This window comes from Achromobacter sp. ACM05, assembly GCF_019218915.1.
In the GTDB taxonomy this organism is placed as follows: Bacteria; Pseudomonadota; Gammaproteobacteria; order Burkholderiales; family Burkholderiaceae_B; genus Achromobacter; species Achromobacter animicus.
The window spans coordinates 1253056-1270747 of sequence record NZ_JAHUWQ010000002.1 but is presented as its reverse complement, the minus strand read 5'-3'; the positions used below and the strand labels follow the sequence as shown (position 1 = coordinate 1270747).

15 protein-coding genes are annotated in these 17692 nt (G+C 65.2%); all 15 read left to right on the top strand.

The genetic code is table 11. The annotated features are described in order from the left end of the window. The first annotated feature begins 23 nt into the window (after positions 1-23). Positions 24-1283 carry a nitrate/nitrite transporter gene (locus tag KW836_RS16725; RefSeq protein WP_239212686.1) on the top strand — a complete coding sequence of 420 codons (1260 nt, stop codon included), beginning with the start codon at positions 24-26 and terminating at the stop codon, positions 1281-1283. A gap of 26 nt (positions 1284-1309) precedes the next feature. Continuing rightward, entirely contained in the window at positions 1310-2695 is a 1386-nt protein-coding gene (locus KW836_RS16720) for a NarK family nitrate/nitrite MFS transporter (RefSeq protein WP_175136319.1), read from the top strand. Between the two features lie 208 nt (positions 2696-2903). Then, the gene (locus tag KW836_RS16715) at positions 2904-6647 is read left to right on the top strand and encodes a nitrate reductase subunit alpha (RefSeq protein ID WP_175136320.1); all 3744 of its coding nucleotides are present in this window, start codon (positions 2904-2906) and stop codon (positions 6645-6647) included. Then, positions 6644-8209, top strand: coding sequence for a nitrate reductase subunit beta (gene narH / locus KW836_RS16710; protein WP_218344098.1), 1566 nt, complete (start codon positions 6644-6646; stop codon positions 8207-8209). Before KW836_RS16715 ends, narH begins: the two co-directional genes overlap by 4 nt. Positions 8210-8224: 15 nt before the next feature. Further along, on the top strand, positions 8225-8872 hold the full coding sequence (gene narJ / locus KW836_RS16705; RefSeq protein ID WP_175121298.1) for a nitrate reductase molybdenum cofactor assembly chaperone: 648 nt from the start codon (positions 8225-8227) through the stop codon (positions 8870-8872). A gap of 18 nt (positions 8873-8890) precedes the next feature. Beyond that, on the top strand, positions 8891-9574 hold the full coding sequence (narI, locus tag KW836_RS16700; protein WP_175121299.1) for a respiratory nitrate reductase subunit gamma: 684 nt from the start codon (positions 8891-8893) through the stop codon (positions 9572-9574). Between the two features lie 22 nt (positions 9575-9596). After that, entirely contained in the window at positions 9597-10358 is a 762-nt protein-coding gene (locus KW836_RS16695) for a peptidylprolyl isomerase (RefSeq protein WP_218344097.1), read from the top strand. Next, the gene (gene moaA / locus KW836_RS16690) at positions 10355-11353 is read left to right on the top strand and encodes a GTP 3',8-cyclase MoaA (RefSeq protein WP_218344096.1); all 999 of its coding nucleotides are present in this window, start codon (positions 10355-10357) and stop codon (positions 11351-11353) included. The genes KW836_RS16695 and moaA overlap by 4 nt, the downstream gene beginning before the upstream one ends. Position 11354: 1 nt before the next feature. Further along, on the top strand, positions 11355-12020 hold the full coding sequence (locus tag KW836_RS16685) for a carbonic anhydrase (RefSeq protein WP_175121302.1): 666 nt from the start codon (positions 11355-11357) through the stop codon (positions 12018-12020). Beyond that, on the top strand, positions 12017-12514 hold the full coding sequence (gene mobB, locus KW836_RS16680) for a molybdopterin-guanine dinucleotide biosynthesis protein B (protein ID WP_218344095.1): 498 nt from the start codon (positions 12017-12019) through the stop codon (positions 12512-12514). Before KW836_RS16685 ends, mobB begins: the two co-directional genes overlap by 4 nt. A gap of 93 nt (positions 12515-12607) precedes the next feature. Next, positions 12608-14545 (top strand): type IV pili methyl-accepting chemotaxis transducer N-terminal domain-containing protein, encoded by a 1938-nt coding sequence (locus KW836_RS16675; RefSeq protein ID WP_175136325.1) that lies wholly within the window; start codon positions 12608-12610, stop codon positions 14543-14545. Between the two features lie 14 nt (positions 14546-14559). Then, positions 14560-15222 (top strand): response regulator transcription factor, encoded by a 663-nt coding sequence (locus KW836_RS16670; RefSeq protein WP_175121305.1) that lies wholly within the window; start codon positions 14560-14562, stop codon positions 15220-15222. An 81-nt stretch (positions 15223-15303) separates the two neighbouring features. Further along, positions 15304-16320, top strand: a complete 1017-nt coding sequence (locus tag KW836_RS16665) for a peptidase U32 family protein (protein ID WP_218344094.1) — start codon at positions 15304-15306, stop codon at positions 16318-16320. After that, complete coding sequence (locus KW836_RS16660; RefSeq protein WP_255595817.1) at positions 16311-17210, top strand: U32 family peptidase; 900 nt, start codon at positions 16311-16313, stop codon at positions 17208-17210. Before KW836_RS16665 ends, KW836_RS16660 begins: the two co-directional genes overlap by 10 nt. Then, a complete protein-coding gene (locus tag KW836_RS16655; RefSeq protein WP_218344093.1) occupies positions 17207-17674 on the top strand; it encodes an SCP2 domain-containing protein in 468 nt (155 codons plus the stop codon). Before KW836_RS16660 ends, KW836_RS16655 begins: the two co-directional genes overlap by 4 nt. The last annotated feature ends 18 nt before the right edge of the window (positions 17675-17692 follow it).

The following is a 17692-nucleotide window of genomic DNA, read 5'->3' as shown; positions in this document are numbered from 1 at the left end:
GTCAGCAAAAAGCGAGACCAACCATGGCAGCACATCAATCCTCGGCCGGCGCGCCGATGCGGGTCCTGATATCCAGTACGTTTGCCTTCACCATCTGTTTCGCGGTGTGGATGATCTTCGCCGTGCTGGGCATTCCCATAAAAACCCAGCTCGGCCTGTCTGAAACGCAATTCGGCCTGCTGGCCGCCATGCCGGTCCTGACCGGTTCCCTCGTGCGCGTGCCGCTGGGCATCTGGACCGACCGCTACGGCGGCCGTCCCGTGTTCTTCGTGCTGATGTTGTTGGCAGTGGTGCCGATCTGGCTGCTGTCGTACGCCACGGAATACTGGCAGTTCCTGGTTCTGGCGCTGTTCGTCGGCCTCACCGGCGGCTCGTTCTCGGTGGGCACGCCCTATGTGGCGCGCTGGTTCCCGCGCAACAAGCAGGGCCTGGCCATGGGTGTCTTTGGCGCCGGCAACTCGGGTTCGGCCATCACCAAGTTCGTGGCGCCCGCACTGATCGCCGCGGCCGCCGGATCCTGGGTCATCGTGCCGCAGGTGTACGCCGTGGCGCTGCTGGTCACCGCGATCCTGTTCTGGATGTTCTCGTCGTCCGATCCCTCGCACCGCGTTGCAGGCGGCGCATCCTTGTCGGCCCAGTTCGCCATGCTGAAAGACCCGCGCGTTTGGCGCTATTGCCAGTACTACTCGGTCGTGTTCGGCGGCTACGTTGCCCTGGCGCTGTGGATGACCAAGTACTACATCGGCGAATACGGCTTCGACATGAAGCTGGCCGCGCTGTTGGCCGCATGTTTCTCGCTGCCCGGCGGCGTGCTGCGCGCGGTCGGCGGCTGGATCTCCGACCGCTACGGCGCCTACAAGACCACGTGGTGGGTGATGTGGGTGTGCTGGGTCGCGTTCTTCCTGCTGAGCTACCCGCAAACCGAATTCACCGTCATGACCGCCGGCGGCCCGCGTTCCTTCGGCATCGCGCTCGGTCCGGTCACCTTCACCATCCTGCTGTTCATCGTCGGCATCGCCATGGCGATCGGCAAGGCCTCCGTCTTCAAGTTCATTTCTGACGAGTTCAGCGACAACATCGGCGCCGTGTCCGGCATCGTCGGGCTGGCCGGCGGCCTGGGCGGCTTCATTCTTCCCATCATGTTCGGCGTCCTGCTCGACCTGACCGGCATCCGCTCCAGCGCCTTCATGCTGCTGTACGGCACGGTCTGCGTCTCGCTCATCTTCATGCACTTCAGTTTCCGGCCCGAAAGCGCGGCCATCGCGCGGCAGCAGGCCGCCTGACCCACCCACCATCCTGAGAGAACCTCATGTCCACTCAAGTCCTTGCGCGCTGGGAGCCGGATAACCCCGGCTTCTGGAAACAGACCGGCGCGCGCGTCGCCAACCGCAATCTGTGGATCTCGATCCCGGCGCTGATGCTCGCGTTCAGCATCTGGATGCTGTGGAGCGTGGTCGTGGTCAACCTGGACCGCGCCGGCTTCATGCTGTCCAAGAACCAGCTGTTCTGGCTGACGGCGCTGCCCGCGCTGTCCGGCGCCACGCTGCGCATCTTCTACTCGTTCCTCGTGCCCGTCTTCGGCGGGCGCAAGTGGACGGCCATCTCCACCGCCTCGCTGCTGATTCCGGCGCTGGGCATGGGCTTCGCGCTGCGCGACCCGACCACCTCGTTCCCCACGCTCCTGATCCTGGCGCTGCTGTGCGGCCTGGGCGGCGGCAACTTCAGCTCCAGCATGGCCAACATCAGCTTCTTCTTCCCCAAGGAAAAGAAGGGCCTGGCCACGGGCCTGAATGCCGGCATCGGCAACCTGGGCGTGTCGCTGGTGCAGTTCGTGGTGCCGGTTGTCATCACGATGGGCGTGTTTGGCGTCGCCGGCGGCGAACCCCAGGTCATCAACGCCAATGGCACGCAGCAGAACCTGTGGCTGCAGAACGCGGGCTTCATCTGGGTGATCCCCATCGCGCTGGCGTCCATCGCCGCGTGGTTCGGCATGAACGACATCGCCGACGCGCGCGCCTCGTTCGCCGATCAGGCCGTCATCTTCAAGCGCAAGCACAACTGGCTGATGTGCTGGCTGTACGTGGGCACGTTCGGGTCGTTCATCGGCTTCTCGGCGGGCTTCGCCATGCTGACCAAGACGCTGTTTCCCACGGTCAATCCCATGGCATACGCCTTCCTGGGACCGCTGGTCGGATCGCTGACGCGTCCCGTGGGCGGCTGGATCTCCGACAAGCTGGGCGGCGCCCGGGTCACGCTCTTCACCTTCGCGGCCATGATCGCCGCGGTGGCGGGCGTCATGGTGTTCCTGCCTGGCGAAGGCCGCCTGGGCGACTTCAACGGCTTCCTCGCCATGTTCATCGTGCTGTTCGCGCTGACCGGCCTGGGCAACGGCTCGACGTTCCGCATGATCCCCGTGATCTTCCTGCGTGAGCGCACGCAGGCCGCGCAGGGCAAGGGCCCGGCCGCGCAAAAGCAGGCCATGACGGAAGCGGCCAAGGAATCGGCCGCCGTGCTGGGTTTTTCCGGCGCCATCGGGGCCTACGGCGGCTTTTTCATTCCGCGCAGCTTCGGCACGTCGCTCGACATGACGGGCAGCGTCCAGACCGCGTTGGTTTGCTTCATCGGCTTTTACGCCACCTGCATGCTGATCACCTGGTGGTTCTACGCGCGCCGCAATGCGCCCGTGCCGTGCTGATCTGCCCGATACGCCGGCCGGTCCGTGCTTTGCGCGCGGTGCGGCCGGCGGCGCGCGACTAGTTCGGTCTACGCGGATAACTAGTCACTCTGCCGAACTCGGGTTGTGCCACCGGCGAATGGTCCGCCAGACAGCCCAGTCCTAAAGTTGCTTCATCAGCATTGATCGCAGTACGCGCCGGCCAGGCCGGCGTTCTTGGAGAAACACAATGAGTCATTTTCTGGACCGGTTGAAGTTCATGTCGCGGGTGAAGTCCACCTTCGCGAACGGTCACGGCGAAACCGTCAACGAGGACCGCAAGTGGGAAAACGCGTACCGCGCCCGCTGGCAGCACGACAAGGTGGTGCGTTCCACCCACGGGGTGAACTGCACCGGCTCCTGCTCCTGGAAGGTCTATGTCAAGAACGGCCTGATCACCTGGGAAACCCAGCAGACCGACTACCCCCGCACCCGTCCCGATCTGCCCAATCATGAGCCGCGTGGCTGTCCGCGCGGCGCCTCGTACAGCTGGTATGTGTACTCGGCGCAACGCGTGAAGTACCCCATGATCCGCGGCCGCCTGATCGAAATGTGGCGCGAAGCCCGCAAGACCATGGATCCCATCGCCGCCTGGGAATGGATCAGCCAGGATCCCAAGCGGGCCAAGCGCTACAAGTCGGTGCGCGGCCTGGGCGGCTTTGTCCGCGCCGATTGGGACACCGCCACCGAAATCATTGCTGCCGCCAACGCGCTCACCATCAAGAAGTACGGTCCCGACCGCGTGATCGGCTTCTCGCCGATTCCCGCCATGTCGATGGTCAGCTACGCCGCCGGCGCCCGCTACCTGAGCCTCCTGGGTGGCGCCTGCCTCAGCTTCTACGACTGGTACTGCGATCTTCCCCCCGCCAGCCCCCAGATCTGGGGCGAACAAACTGACGTGCCCGAATCGGCCGACTGGTACAACTCCACCTACCTGATGGTCTGGGGCTCGAACGTCCCGCAGACCCGCACCCCCGACGCGCACTTCTACACCGAAGTCCGCTACAAGGGCACCAAGACCGTGGCCGTGTCCAGCGACTTCGGCGAAATGGTCAAGTTCGGCGACATCTGGCTGGCGCCCAAGCAGGGCACCGACGCCGCGCTCGCCATGGCCATGGGCCACGTCATCCTCAAGGAATTCCACCTCTCGGGCAAGTCGGCCTACTTCACGGACTACGTGCGCCGCTACACCGACATGCCGATGCTGGTGCAGCTCAAGGAACGCGACGGCTTCTACGCCCCTGACCACTTCCTGCGCGCCTCGCAGCTCGACAACGCGCTCGGCGAACAGAACAACCCCGACTGGAAGACGCTGGTCCTGGACGAGTCCACCGGCGATCTGGTCGCGCCCAACGGCAGCATCGGTTTCCGCTGGGGCGAGGGCGCCGTCAACGACGGTGAAAAGGTTGGCCGCTGGAACCTCGAATCCAAGGACGGCGGTTCGGGCCGCGAAATCGTCCCGACGCTGACCCTCCTGGGCCAGTCGGACGACGTGGTCGGCGTGGGTTTCCCGTACTTCGGCAGCGAACACGACGAACTCCTCGTGCGCAACGTGCCCGCCCGCCGCATCCGCCTGGCCGACGGCACCGAGGCGCTGGTCGCCACGGTGTATGACCTGCAAATGGCCAACTACGGCCTCGATCGCGGCCTGGGCGGCGGCAACGTCGCAACTTCGTACGACGACGACGTTCCCTACACGCCCGCCTGGCAGGAAAAGCACACTAGCGTGCCGCGCGCGCAGGTCATCCAGGTGGCGCGCGAATTCGCCCAGAACGCGCACGACACCGAAGGCAAGTCCATGGTCATCGTCGGCGCCGGCCTGAACCACTGGTACCACATGGACATGATCTACCGCGGCATCATCAACATGCTGATGATGTGCGGTTGCGTCGGCAAGAGCGGCGGCGGCTGGGCGCACTATGTGGGCCAGGAAAAGCTGCGTCCGCAGTTCGGCTGGGCGCCCCTGGCGTTCGCCGCGGACTGGGTCCGCCCGCCGCGCCAGATGAACGGCACCTCGTTCTTCTACGCCCACACCAGCCAATGGCGCCACGAAAAGCTGAATGTGCAGGAAGTGCTCGGCCCCACCGCCGACCGCGCCAAGTACGGCGAACTCAGCATGATCGACCTGAACGCCCGCGCCGAGCGCATGGGCTGGCTGCCGTCGGCGCCGCAGCTGCGCACCAATCCGCTGGACGTGGTGGCGCAGGCCGACAGCCTGGGCAAGGATCCCATCGCCCACGCGGTCGAACAGATGAAGTCGGGCGACCTTCGCATGTCCTGCGAAAACCCGGACGATCCCGCCAACTTCCCGCGCAACATGTTCGTGTGGCGCTCCAACATCCTCGGCTCCAGCGGCAAGGGCCACGAGTATTTCCTGAAGTACCTGCTGGGCACGCAGAACGCGGTGTTCGGCGATGAAGGCGATGCCATCAAGCCCACCGAAGTCACCTACGAGGAAGACGCGGCCGAAGGCAAGCTGGACCTGCTGACGGTGCTGGACTTCCGCATGAGCACCACGTGCCTGTACGGCGACATCGTGCTGCCCACGGCCACCTGGTACGAAAAGGACGACCTCAACACGTCCGACATGCACCCGTTCATCCACCCGCTCAGCGAAGCCGTGCAGCCGCTCTGGGAAAGCAAGACCGACTGGGAAATCTACAAGCTGCTCGCCAAGAAGTTCACCGACATCGGCGGCCCGTATCTCGGCAAGCGCCGCGATCTGGTGCTGACCCCGCTGATGCACGACACCCCGGGAGAACTCGGCCAGGCCTTCGAACCCAAGGACTGGAAGCTGGGCGAATGCGACCTGATCCCCGGCAAGACCGCGCCGTCCATGACGGTGGTTGAACGCGATTACAACGACATCTACCGCAAGTTCACGTCGGTGGGTCCGTTGCTGGACAAGCTGGGCAACGGCGGCAAGGGCATCAACTGGAACACGCAGCACGAGGTCCACGAGCTGGCCGGCATCAACGACAGCGTCACCGAAGCCGGCGTCAGCCAGGGCCGTCCGCGTCTGGACACGGCCATCGACGCCGCTGAAATGATCCTGACCTTCGCACCGGAAACCAACGGCCACGTGTCGGTCAAGGCGTGGGAAGCGCTGGGCAAGATCACCGGACGCGACCACACGCACCTTGCCGTCGGCCGCGAGCACGACAAGATCCGCTTCCGCGACATCCAGGCGCAGCCGCGCAAGATCATTTCGGCGCCCACCTGGTCTGGCCTGGAAAGCGAAGAGGTCAGCTACAACGCCGGCTATACCAACGTCCATGAACTGATCCCATGGCGCACCCTGACGGGCCGTCAGCAGTTCTACCAGGATCACCGCTGGATGCTGGACTTTGGCGAAGGCTCGTGCGTGTACAAGCCCGCCATCGACACCAAGACGGTTGCGCCCATGCTGGGCAAGTACCCCAACGGCGAAAAGGAACTGGTCCTGAACTGGATCACGCCGCACCAGAAGTGGGGCATCCACAGCACGTACTCGGACAACCTGCGCATGCTGACCCTCAGCCGCGGCGGCCCCCACGTGTGGGTGTCCGAAGCCGAGGCCAAGCAGGCCGGTCTGGTCGACAACGACTGGGTCGAAGTGTTCAACGTCAACGGCACGCTGACCGCCCGGGTGGTCGTGAGCCAGCGCGTGCCGGTCGGCATGTGCCTGATGTACCACGCCCAGGAAAAGATCGTGAACGTGCCGGGCGCTGAAACCAGCGGCAAGCGCGGCGGCATCCACAACTCGGTCACGCGCACGGTGCTCAAGCCCACGCACATGATCGGCGGCTACGCCCAGCAGGCGTACGGTTTCAACTACTACGGCACCGTGGGCGCCAACCGCGACGAATTCGTGGTCGTGCGCAAGATGAAGAAGGTGGACTGGCTGGAAGGCCCGCTCGTCGAAGAACTGCAACAAGAAGAGAAGCAATCATGAGGATACGCGCCCAAATCGGCATGGTGCTGAACCTGGACAAGTGCATTGGCTGCCACACTTGCTCGGTCACCTGCAAGAACGTCTGGACCAGCCGCGACGGTGTCGAGTATGCCTGGTTCAACAACGTGGAAACCAAGCCCGGCATCGGCTATCCGAAGGAATGGGAAAACCAGGAAAAGTGGAAGGGCGGCTGGAGCCGCACGGCCGCCGGCAAGCTGGAACCGCGTCAAGGCGGCAAGCTGCGCATCCTGGCCAACCTGTTCGCCAACCCGAACCTGCCCGCCATTGACGACTACTACGAGCCGTTCACCTACGACTACGAGCACCTGAAGAACGCGCCGCTGTCGCAAACGCCGCCCACCGCGCGTCCGGTGTCGGTGCTGACGGGCAAGAAGATGGAGAAGATCCATTGGGGCCCCAACTGGGAAGACGACCTGGGCGGCGAATTCAGCTCGCGCAGCCGCGACGCCCTGTTTGAAGGCGTGCAGAAGGAGATGTACTCGACCTTCGAGAACACCTTCATGATGTACCTGCCGCGCCTGTGCGAACACTGCCTGAACCCGGCCTGTGTCGCCAGCTGCCCGTCCGGCTCCATCTACAAGCGTGAAGACGACGGCATCGTCCTGGTCGACCAGGACAAGTGCCGCGGCTGGCGCATGTGCATCTCGGGCTGCCCGTACAAGAAGATCTACTACAACTGGAACAGCGGCAAGGCCGAGAAGTGCACGTTCTGCTACCCGCGCATCGAGGCCGGCCAGCCGACCGTGTGCTCGGAAACCTGCGTGGGCCGCATCCGCTACCTGGGCGTGCTGCTGTACGACGCCGACCAGATCGAGAACGCCGCATCCACCGCGAACGAGCAAGACCTCTACCAGTCGCAGCTCGACCTGTTCCTGGACCCGCACTCGCCCGAGGTGATCGCCGCGGCCCGCGAGCAGGGCATCCCGGAATCGTGGCTGGAAGCCGCGCGCAATTCGCCCGTCTACAAGATGGCCGTCGATTGGAAGGTCGCTTTCCCGCTACACCCGGAATACCGCACGCTGCCGATGGTCTGGTACATCCCGCCGCTGTCGCCCATCCAGACGGCCGCTGAATCGGGCAAGATGCCCCAGCGCACCGTCGGCAAGAGCGGCATGATCCCCGATGTGTCCACGCTGCGCATCCCCGTGCGCTACCTGGCCAACCTGCTGACCGCCGGCAATGAAGCGCCGGTGCTGCAAGCGCTGGAACGCATGCTGGCCATGCGCGCGTTCAAGCGGTCCGAGACCGTTCACGGCGAACGCGACACGGCCCTGCTGGACCAGGTGGGCCTGAGCGAGGAAACGGTGCAGGACATGTACCGCATCATGGCCATCGCCAACTACGAAGACCGCTTCGTCGTGCCCAGCAGCCACAAGGAAGTGGTCGAGGACAGCTTCAACGAGAAGGGAAGCTGCGGCTTCACGTTTGGCAACGGCTGCTCGGGCGGCGTGTCGGAAGGCACTCTGTTCGGTCGCAAGCCCCAGGGCAGCGAAATCTTCATCGAGATGCCCAAGTCGCGCAAGAAGGCCGTTTCGGCTTAAGGAAAGGAAAACATCATGAGCCTGTACCGACTGCTTTCCGCCATGCTGTGCTACCCCGAGCCGGAGCTGCTGGACTACCTGGGCGAACTGGAAGAGGCCCTCGCGGCCTATCCGGACGCCGAAGAGACCCTGCAGCCCCTGGTGAGCTACCTGGCCTCGAACGACCTGATTCCCTTGCAAGAGAACTACGTCGCCACCTTTGACCGCAACCGCTCGCATTCCCTGCACCTGTTCGAACACGTGCACGGCGAAAGCCGCGACCGCGGCCAGGCCATGGTGGACTTGCTGGAGACCTACCGCCAGCACGGTTTCGAACCCGTCGTGTCCGAACTGCCGGATCACGTACCGCTTTTCCTGGAATTCCTGGGCGTCATCGACCCCGACACGGCCCAGGAACTGCTGGACGAAGCCATCCACGTGCTGGCAGCAATTGGCGCGCGCCTGGCCAAGAGCGAAAGCTCCTATGCCTGCATCTTTGCCGTGCTGCGCGCCCAGTCCCGCGTGATTCCGCGCGTGCAGACCGAGGCGCCCGTGCGCGACATGGACGAGGCGATGGAGGCCTTCGGGGCCGGCCCGGACGGCGTGGAACCGCTGCTACGGCCGTTCTCGGGAGGCGGCGCACAGCCCGTGCACTTCCATCCCCGTTCCGCCGCGACTCATTAATGCTCAGGACGACGCATCATGAACTCCCTGAATCAGTTTCTTTTCGGCATCTATCCGTACATCGCGCTGACCATCTTCCTGCTCGGCAGCCTGGCGCGCTTTGAACGCGAGCAATACACCTGGAAGTCCGACAGCTCGCAACTGCTGCACCGCGGCCAGCTGCGGCTGGGCAACATCCTCTTTCACATCGGCATCATCGGCCTGTTCTTCGGGCATCTGGCCGGCCTGCTGACTCCGGTCGTCGTGTGGGACACGCTGGGCGTCTCGCACTCGCTCAAGCAGATGGTCGCCATGGTGGCCGGCGGCGTGATGGGCGGGCTGTGCCTGATCGGCCTCCTGATCCTGATCCACCGCCGCCTGACCGATCCGCGCATTGCACACGCCACGCGGCCGGGCGACAAGATCCTGCTGCTCTGGATCCTCGTGACCCTGCTGCTGGGCCTGTCCACGATCGTGCTGTCGGCCGGCCACATGGACGGCGAAATGATGGTGCACCTGATGACCTGGGCGCAGCACATCGTCACGTTCCAGGGCGATGCCGCCAGCTACATCGCCGGCGTGCCGCTGCTCTTCAAGGCGCACCTGTTCATGGGTCTCACGCTGTTCGTGATCTTCCCGTTCACCCGCCTGGTGCACGTCTGGAGCGGCTTTGCGTCGATCGGCTACCTGGGCCGCGCCTGGCAACTCGTCCGTCCGCGCTGATCCACTGTCTCAGGAGCCGAACATGCCTGTCATCGTCAATGGTGTCGAACTGAACGACGCGGATCTGGAACGTGAACTTCCCTTGCACGCCGAGGCCGGCAATCCCATGCGCGAGGCCGTCACGGCCCTGGTGCTGCGGCGCGTGCTGCTGGACGAGGCCGGCCGGCAAGGTCTGGACTTGTCCGACGAGGAAAGCGCGATCGGCGCGCTGCTCGCCAGCCAGGCGCCGGCGCCCGATGCCGACGACCAGGCGTGCCGGCGCTTTTATCAGATGCACCCCGAGCGCTTCATGGTGGGTGAACTGGTCGAGGCGGACCACATCCTGTTCCAGGTCACGCCCGACGTGAACCTGGACATGTTGAAGGCGCATGCCAACGTGGTGCTGACCGAGCTGCTGGCCGATCCCTCCCGGTTCGCGGAGGTTGCCCGCGAGCAGTCCAATTGCCCGTCCGCTGCGGTGGGCGGCAACCTGGGTCAACTCGGCCGCGGCGACACCGTGCCCGAGTTCGAACGCGCGGTGTTTGCGTTGCCCTCGGGCGGGCTGCTGCCGCAGTTGCTGCAAACGCGGCATGGCCTGCACATCGTGCGCGTCACGCGCCGCGTTGAAGGCCGCCTCTTGCCTTACGAGCACGTCGCAAAGCAGATTGCGACGGCGCTCACCACCATGAGCCGCGACACCGCCTGGCGGCAATACACCAAGCTGCTGGTCGGGCGCGCCAAGATCTCCGGCATTGACCTGGACGACGGCGAACCCGAACGGGTCTTCGCCGGGAGCGCCGCATGATGCACGAGCCAGCCCCTGCCGTATTGGCGGACGGCTTCGGCCGCCGCATCGACTACCTGCGCGTCTCCGTCACCGATCGCTGCGATCTGCGTTGCAGCTATTGCCTGCCCAAGGACTTCAAGGGCTTTGAGACGCCAGCCAACTGGATGTCCCACGACGAAATGGCGCGGCTGGTCGGGTTGTTCGTGGGCCTGGGCGTGGCCAAGGTCAGGCTCACCGGCGGCGAACCGCTGCTGCGCAAGGGCGTGGCCGGGCTGGCCGCCACCATCGCCGACATGCCCGGACTGCGCGACCTGTCCATGTCCACCAACGCCACCCAGCTTGTGCGCCATGCCCAGTCGCTGCGCGCAGCCGGCGTGAGCCGCCTGAACATCAGCCTGGACACATTGGACGCCGCGGCGTTCTCGCAGATCACCGGGCGCGACTGTCTGGATTCCGTGCTGGCCGGGCTGGCGGCCGCGCGGCAAGCCGGCTTTTCGCCGATCAAGCTCAATAGCGTGGTGCATGCGGCCACGCCGGAATCCGAAGTCCGCCGCCTGCTGTCGTATGCCGTGGAGCAGGGCTTCGTGCTGCGGCTGATCGAACCCATGCCCATGGGCGAATGCGGTCGCGGCTATACGCATACCGATCTGAACGCGATGGGCGCCCGTCTTGCGGCCGATGCTGGCCTGGTGCCGTCGTTGTCCGAATCCCGCAACGGCCCGGCGCGCTACTGGACAAGCGGGCAGGGCGCGCCGGTGCTGGGCGTCATCACACCCATGTCGCGCCATTTCTGCGCCACCTGCAACCGCGTGCGGCTGGGCGTGGATGGCACCTTGTATCTGTGCCTGGGCCAGGAAGACCAGGTGCCGCTTGGACACCTGCTGCGCGCGGGCGCCAGCGACGCCGAGCTCATCCAGGCCATCCGGGTAGGCATCGCGGCCAAGCCGGAGCGCCATGACTTCAACGCCCGGCCCGAACGCATCGTGCGCTTCATGGCGCAAACGGGAGGCTGATATGCAAGACCTTGAACGACTCGTCGGCGGCTTCCAGCGCTTTCAGCAGCAATACTACGAAGACGCACCAATGCTGTACCGCAATTTGCGCGATGGCCAGCATCCCAGCACGCTATTGATCGGCTGTTGCGATTCCCGGGTGGATCCGGCCATGCTGCTGGGGTGTGACCCCGGCGACATCTTCACCGTGCGCAATGTGGCGAATCTGGTGCCGCCGTGCAGCAAGGACCGCGGCCTGCAGGGCGTGCTGGCGGCCATCCAGTTTGCGGTCGAGCAATTGCAGGTCAGCCGCATCATCGTGCTGGGCCATGCGCAATGCGGCGGCATCCGCGCCCTGATGGAACGGCGCATCCGCCGCGACGGTGAAACCGACTATTTGGGACGCTGGATGGACATCGCAGAACCGGCGCGCGAGCAGGTGTTGCGGCAGATGCCGGATGCCTCGAAAGAAGAGCGCCGGCGCGCCTGCGAACAGGCGTCCATCCTGATTTCCCTTCGCAATCTTGAAGACCTGCCTTTCGTGCGGCGGGCGGTCGACGCGGGCAGCCTGTCACTGCATGGCTGGTACTTCGACCTGGTGGCGGGCGCTTTGCTGGCATACTCCCCGCGGGCAGACACGTTTTTGCCCATCGTGTGCCCCTTGCTGACGGAACCTGCCCTCGTATGACTCCTGTATTCGGTATCGCCGGCCGCTCCGGCAGCGGCAAAACCACCCTGATCGAAGCGATGCTGCCGCTGCTTGGCGCCCGCGGCCTGCGCGTGAACGTCATCAAGCACAGCCATCACGACTTCCAGATGGAGCCGCCGGGCAAGGACAGCGCGCGATTCCGCACCGCCGGCGCGCAGGAGGTCATGATCGCTTCGCCGTACCGGTATGCCATCGTGCACGAGCTGCGCGACGCGCCGGAACCCACCCTGGAGGCGCAACTGGCGCGCCTGTCGCCCGCCGATCTGGTGTTGGTCGAAGGCTTCAAGCAGGCCGCGATCCCGCGCATGGAGGTCTACCGCCCGGCGTTGGGCAAACCGCCCCTGCACACGGAAGACCCTGCATTTCTGGCGGTCGTGACCGACGCGCCGCTGGACATCGACGTGCCATGCCTGCCGCTGAACGATCCTGCCCAGGTGGCGGATTTTCTGTGCCGCACGCTTGGACTGCGTTGAGCGCGTGAGTGACGCAATGGGCACGCGTGCGCCGGATTGCTGGCGGGAAGCGACTACACTGACACCCGAACTGCGCTTCCAGCCCTGACATTCATGAAGTCCACCGATACCGCCGCCCAACCCGACGCGCTGCCTTCGCCCCGGCACCGCCTGTCCACGCGCATCGTGGCAAGTTCACTGCTGGCGCTGATCGTCGTGCTGTCCATGGTCAGCTGGACGCTATGGCTGTCCTGGCAACTGGAAGGCGCGGGCGCGGCCATCAACGATACCGGCAGCCTGCGCATGCGGGCCAACCGCGTCGCCGTCGAGCTGATGCGGCCGCAAGCCGGGCGCGAAGTGCGCACCACAGAACAGATCGCGATCCTGGACGAGACCATCGCGCGGCTGGCGCGGGGCAATCCCGCGCGGCCGCTTTTCATTCCCAACGACAACGCCATCCGCGCCCAGTGGCACGACGTGGCTGCATACTGGCGCGACATCATGAAGCCGGCGGCCCTGCGTTCCATCGGCCAGCCGGATGCGTCAAGCTACCTGGAAACGCTGCCCGAGTTCGTGGCCCGCGCCGATACGCTGGTGCGCATGATCGAACAGGACAACGCCGGCAAGACCACGTCGCTGCGCCTGTCGCAGGGCGTGCTGGCGGCAATTGCCAGCGCGGGCACGCTTGCCATGATCTACCTGCTGTATCTGTGGATCATTTCACCCGTGTTGCGCCTGCGCGACGGCCTGCAGCGCATGGCCGACCGCGAATTCAGCACCCGCCTGCCGGTGGAAAGCCAGGACGAGTTCGGCGTACTGGCGCGCGGCTACAACCGCATGGCTGACGAGCTTCAAGACCTGTACACCAGCCTGGAACAGCGGGTGGAACAGAAGACGGCGCAGCTTGCCGCGCAGAACCGCGACATCGGTGCGCTCTACGACATGGCCGCGTTCCTGAACCAGCCCAATGAAATCGAGGCCATGTGCGATGGCTTTCTGCGCCGCGTCATGCTGCAGTTCGATGCGGAAGCGGGCAGCATCCGCGCGCTGGACCCTAACAACGAAAAGCTCAACCTCGTGGTGTCGGTGGGCCTGTCCGACGATCTGGTCGAATCCGAACACTGCATGAAGGTCGACGACTGCTATTGCGGCGTCGCCACCCGCCAGGCTGGCGTCATCGTCATCCAGGACTTCCGCCAGTCGCCGCCCGACATGGATCTGAACTGTCAGCGCGACGGCTTTGCCAGCGTGGCGGTGTTCCGTATCGTCACGCGCGACGAAGTCCTGGGGTCGTATTCGCTGCATTTCCGCACGCAGCGCCGCCTGCTGGCGTCGGAGTCGCAGCTGCTGGAAACGCTGGGGCAGCACCTGGGGGTGGCGCTGGACAACCGCCGCCTCAGCGCGCAGGCGCGCCAATTGGCCGTGGTGCAAGAGCGCGGGCTGGTGGCGCAGGGCCTGCATGACAGCCTGGCGCAAGGGCTGAACTTCCTGAATCTGCAATTGCAGATGCTCGATGCCGCCATCAAGCGCGGCGACGAAGAAGAAGTCAGCGAAATCCTGCCGCTGCTGCGCACCGGCGTAGACGAAAGCTATCAGGACGTGCGCGAACTCCTGACCAACTTCCGCAGCAAGCTGTCACAGGGCGACCTGCAGGCGGCCATTGAAGACACGGTGGCGCGTTTCCGCCGCCAGACCGCCATCGACACGGATCTGACATTCAGCCAAGGCGAAGGCGCGCCGCTGCAGCCCGAGCAGCAACTGCAGGTGCTGTTCATCCTGCAGGAAGCGCTGTCCAACGTGCGCAAGCATTCCGAGGCCAGCCGCGTGCGCATCGCCGTGGAAAACGGCCGGGATTTCACTCTGCTGATTGCCGACGACGGGCAGGGGTATGATCCCGCCGACGTCGCCGAGCGCGGCGAATCCCACGTTGGCCTGCACATCATGCGCGAGCGCGCCGCTCGTATGCGCGCCGTGATAAAACTCGAATCGCAGCCCGGCGCCGGCACGCGCGTGGCGCTCACCTTGCCCGGCGCCGAGCGCCAGGCCGCCTGACATCCTTGCCCATCATGACCATCCGCATCCTGCTCATCGACGACCACACCCTGTTCCGTTCCGGTGTCCGCCTGCTGCTGCAGCGCCAGCCCGACTTCGAGGTCGTGGCCGAGGCCGGGGACGGCGTCGAGGGCCTGAAGCGCGCGAAGGAACTCAAACCCGACGTCGTGCTGCTGGACCTGAACCTGCCCGGCTTGTCGGGGCTGGAAACGCTGCAGCTCCTGACGCAGGATCTGCCCACGTGCGCGGTCATCATCCTGACCGTGTCCGAAGAAGCCGACGAGCTTGGACAGGCGCTGCGCGACGGCGCCCGCGGCTACCTCGTCAAGAACATCGACGCGGACGCCCTGGTGTCCGCCATCCGGCGCGCCGCCAACGGCGAAGCCGTCATTGCGGACAGCATGACGGCCAAGCTGGTCGAGCAGTTCCGGGGACAGGCCAGCCAGACGCCGCCGCCACCCGGCACCGCGGAACGTCACCGCCTTACCGCACGCGAAACGCAGATCGTGCAATGGCTGGCGCGCGGGGCCAGCAACAAGGTCATTGCGCGCGAACTGGATGTCAGCGAAAGCACCGTCAAGATCCATGTGCAGAACGTGCTGAAAAAGCTCAATCTGACCAGCCGCGTGCAGGTTGCGGTGTATGCGGTCGAGCGCGGCCTGTACACCGAGGAATAGTCCTATAAAAGCCGCCGCGCGCGCCGCGCGGTTTGATTTTCGACAAGGCCCGGGGGACGGGCGGCCCATAGACTGGCCGTCATGCAAACTCGAACCTCTCCCATAGATCTCGTGGCCCCGGCAGGCAGTCTGGCCGCCTTGAAAGCGGCGATTGAAGCGGGCGCCGACACCGTCTATCTCGGGCTCAAGAACGCCACCAACGCCCGCAACTTTGCCGGGCTCAATTTCACCGAAGCCGACATCCGCGCAGGCGTCGAACTGGCGCATCGCCACAACCGGCACGTGCTGTTCGCCATCAATACGTTTGTGCAGGCCGGCCGCATGGCCGAATGGCAAGCCGCCGTCGATGCCGCCCACGACCTCGGCGCCGACGCCGTCATCATGGCCGATCCGGGCCTTCTGGCCTACGCCAGCGACCGCTATCCGGACCTGCGCCTGCATCTGTCTGTACAGGGCTCGGCCACCCACACCGACGCCATCGAACTCATGAAGGAACAGTTCGGCATCCGCCGCGTGGTGTTGCCGCGTGTGCTGACACTGACGGAAATCGCGCGCATCTGCGCCAATGTTAGTGTCGAGGTCGAGGTGTTTGGTTTTGGCAGCCTGTGCGTCATGGCCGAAGGCCGCTGCCTGCTGTCGTCATACGCCACCGGCGACTCTCCCAACAACAAGGGCGTCTGTTCGCCCGCGCACGCGGTGCGCTGGGTCGAAGAAGACGGCCGCATGGATGCGCGCCTGTCCGGCATTCTCATCGACCGCTACGAACCCGGCGAACCGGCCGCGTACCCCACGCTGTGCAAGGGCCGGTTCGAAGTGGACGGCCAAGCCGACCACGCACTGGAAGAACCCACCAGTCTGAACGCCATCGGCCTGTTGCCCAAGCTGGCCGAAATGGGCGTATCCGCCATCAAGATCGAAGGACGCCAGCGCAGCCCGGCGTATGTCACGCAGGTGGTGTCCACGCTGCGCGCCGCGCTGGACAGCGTGCATGCGGACGCGTCGCGCTTTTCTCCGCGCCCCGAATGGAACGCCATGCTGGCGCGCCATGCCGAGGGTTCACAAGTCACACAAGGCGCTTTCGAACGTCCATGGAAATGACCCAAATCCCCTTTCAGATTTCCGTCGGCCCCTTGCTGTACTACTGGCCGCGCCAGCGCACCATGGACTTCTACGCCGCCGTCGCCGAAAGCCCGGCGGACATCGTCTACATCGGCGAAACCGTCTGTAGCCGGCGGCACGAGCTGCGCGCCGACGACTGGCTTGAACTGGCGCGTGATCTGCGCGCGGTGGGCAAGACCGTGGTGCTGTCGGGCCGCACGCTGATCGAGACCGGCGCCGAGGCCAGCGCCTTGAAGAAGCTATGCGAACAGCAGGACTTCATGGTCGAGGCCGGCGAACTGGGCGCAGTGCGCCATCTGAGCGGCCGCGGCTTTGTTGCCGGCCCGCACGTCAATGCCTATCACGGCGGCACGCTGACCTGGCTGGCGAACCGCGGCGCCGTGCGCTTTGTCGCGCCACTTGAAATGGACGGTCCTACGTTGGAACAACTGCTGCGCGAGCGTCCCGCCGGCATGCAGGCCGAAGTCATGGTGTGGGGCAGGATGGCGCTGGCGTTTTCGGCACGCTGCTTCACGGCGCGGCACTTCCGCCTGAAGAAGGACGACTGCGGCTTTCGCTGTATCGAGCATCCTGATGGCCTGGATATGCGCACCCGCGAATCGCGCGAATTTCTTGGCATCAATGGCATCCAGGTGCAATCGGCCGCATGCCTGGACCTGTTGGCCGAAGCGCCGGAATTGGCGGGCATGGGCGTCGACGTCCTGCGTGTCAGCCCGCAATCGGCCGGCACACTCGAAGCGATCGCCGCGCTTGACGCCACGCGCCGCGGCGTCAAGCCCGATGCGGTTTCGCCGCCCGCGGGCATCGGCCGCTGCAATGGTTACTACTACGGGCACGCCGGTATTGGCCTGCAGGAGGCCGCCGCATGAGCGCACCCCTGACTCTACCGCCCATGCTGGCCAAGCTGGGCAAGCGCGTACCGGGACCTTTCGTGTCCCTGCATTTTGTCGCGGGGCTTGAACTGGCCCGCCGTCTCAAGTGGCTCGAGCCGCCCGCCGAACTGAACGGACGCACCTTCGCCATCACCGTCGAAGACCTGGGGCTGCGCAGCAGCTTTGTGGTGCGCGACGGCGCCTTCCGGCCGCTGTGGAACAAGGGGCCGCAAGCCGCCGCGGCTGAACTGGAACTTGGCGCGAAGCTGGCCGATTTTCTGGCGCTCATGCGCGCTGAAACCGATGCCGATACCTTGTTCTTTCAGCGCCGCCTGCGTATCGCTGGCGATACGGAACTGGGATTGATCGTCAAGAACTGGCTTGATGCCGCGCCGCGGCCGGCATGGCTTCAGCGCATTAGCGTGGTGCATGGGGGGATCGGGAGCGGGGCGGGCGGCTGATCTTTCTGCCGAGCCGGT